The organism is Rhodobacter sp. SGA-6-6, from assembly GCF_011043545.1.
Classification (GTDB): Bacteria; Pseudomonadota; Alphaproteobacteria; order Rhodobacterales; family Rhodobacteraceae; genus Pseudogemmobacter.
Genome location: NZ_JAAKGP010000045.1, coordinates 1 through 1,750, shown reverse-complemented (window position 1 = coordinate 1,750; position 1,750 = coordinate 1). Strand labels below are relative to the sequence as shown.

The 1,750-nt window shown below is 69.4% G+C and carries 2 protein-coding genes and 1 pseudogene; all 3 read left to right on the top strand.

The window, feature by feature from the left end:
* Nucleotides 1-361: pseudogene (locus tag G5B31_RS20845) on the top strand (hypothetical protein); the annotation flags it as partial.
* A 71-nt stretch (nt 362-432) separates the two neighbouring features.
* Nucleotides 433-816, top strand: coding sequence for a hypothetical protein (locus tag G5B31_RS20840; RefSeq protein WP_165020106.1), 384 nt, complete (start codon nt 433-435; stop codon nt 814-816).
* Complete coding sequence (locus G5B31_RS20835; RefSeq protein ID WP_165020105.1) at nt 813-1,388, top strand: hypothetical protein; 576 nt, start codon at nt 813-815, stop codon at nt 1,386-1,388. Before G5B31_RS20840 ends, G5B31_RS20835 begins: the two co-directional genes overlap by 4 nt.
* Nucleotides 1,389-1,750: the final 362 nt, after the last annotated feature.

Here is a 1,750-nt window from a genome sequence, read left to right as displayed (position 1 = left end):
GGCCGACATGTTGGAAAACGGGACTGCGCTTGATGTGGGTCTCGGGATCGCGCCCGCATCGGGAAAGACGGCGCGGCACGGCGTCCTGCTGGAAAAGCGAGATCGGCTGATCCGGCACGTCAGGAAGGCGGTCCCGGACTGGCGCGACCTGTCCGACAACAGGGCGGCGGCGGCCATGATCCTATCATTCGACCGATACGCGGCGGGCGGCTGGGCCGCCGACCGGAAGCGCGACACCGCCCCGGCTCCCGAACCCACCGCCACGTTCTGGCGGCTGCTCAGGCTCGGCCTCCCCCAGAAGAAGGCCATGCCCCGAAAGACGGCATTGGCAGACATCCTGCGGGGCGAAGGCGGCGGGTGATCCCCGCCGCCGGTTTACCGGACCTCCGAACTGGCGCGGGGCCGCGCTACCTCCATCGCAGGAGGTGCTTCATGGCCCAAGAAATCCAACTCGACCCGTCCCGGCTGAGCGCGCTGGCCGCCATCGCCCGCCGGTCCCGGGCGACCCTGACCGGCATCAGCGACGGCCTGCACGATCTGCGCGATAAGCGCCGCGATCTCGCCCGCCAGCGCGACCTCATCCTCGCCGCCGGATCGGCGAGCGGCCCCGCAGCGCAAGCAGAGGCCGCCGAACGCGCCGCCGCGCTGGCGGCGCAGATGACCGATCTCGCCGCCGATGTGACCGTCCGCGAGATCGAACAGGCCGAGGCCAGCGAAACCTACGCCGCCGCAAAGGCGAACCTGCGGGCCGCCATCGCCCATGCGGAGTTGGTCGGTCTGACCATGCCGTCCGGTATCGAGGAGGTGCTGCCGTGATCCTTGATCTCTTGAAAACCTTCCGCAAATCGCAGGCCAGCAGCATGACGCTGCTCGACCTGCTCGATCAGGCGCGAGATGCCGTAGCGGAGGCCAAGGAGCGGGCCGAGGCGATCCGCCACGCCCCGTTGGATGAGGCCACCGCGCTCGCGCGGGTCGATGCGTGGCTCGATGCGACGGCGACCGCAGCGGTGGATCGGCTCGGCCTTGAATACTCCACCCAGCCGGAATGGACGGGACCGAGCTTGCCGATGCCGGTGTTCCCCGGCGACACCTCGCCGAATGCCAAGCCCGGCCTTGAGGTGCTTCTCGGCCTGATCGCCCTCACCAACCGCGAACACCTGCGCGACGTGATCGCCGGGCAGATCGGCGACAGGCTGGCGGGCGAACCGGGGATGAGCGATCAGACGCGCGCCAAACGGCTGACGCAGGCCGAACGTGACATCCTTGAGGCCGAACTGGCCGAGGAAGCCATCATCAGGCAGGCCGAGGCTAGCGGTATCGCCGTGGCCCGCCGCCCGGACGCTTCGCCGATTGCGCTGCTCGCCGCCGCCGCCAGCCTGCCGGGTTAATCGAATGGGGGGCGGCTTGCGAATTGCAGCGCGAGCCGGGCTGGGGGAGACCCCGGCTCACCCTCTGCCAGCAGGGCGGATTGGACACCTGTCCCATGCTGGCGCGGCGCTGCCCGAGGGTGGCGTCGGTGCCCGTCCCCGTCCCTGCGCGGGCGGGCAACGGGTGGGGGGCGTCCCTGCGCCTCCCACCCCCCTCCCGGCTAGGAACCCTATTTCCGCCCCCGGCCTGCGGGGCAAAAGCCGCCCGGCCAGCGCCTATTTCTCGGCCCCTGAAATTTCCATTCCATTTCTGAAACGTGGAGACCCAGATGATCACGAAAAATGATGAAATCCCGCACGGGGGCGGCCTGTCGAAGCCCCTA

What these genes read in the sequence shown, in the direction of transcription:
- G5B31_RS20840 (WP_165020106.1), top strand. Translation starts at nt 433, where the DNA reads ATGGCCCAAGAAATCCAACTCGACCCGTCCCGGCTGAGCGCGCTGGCC.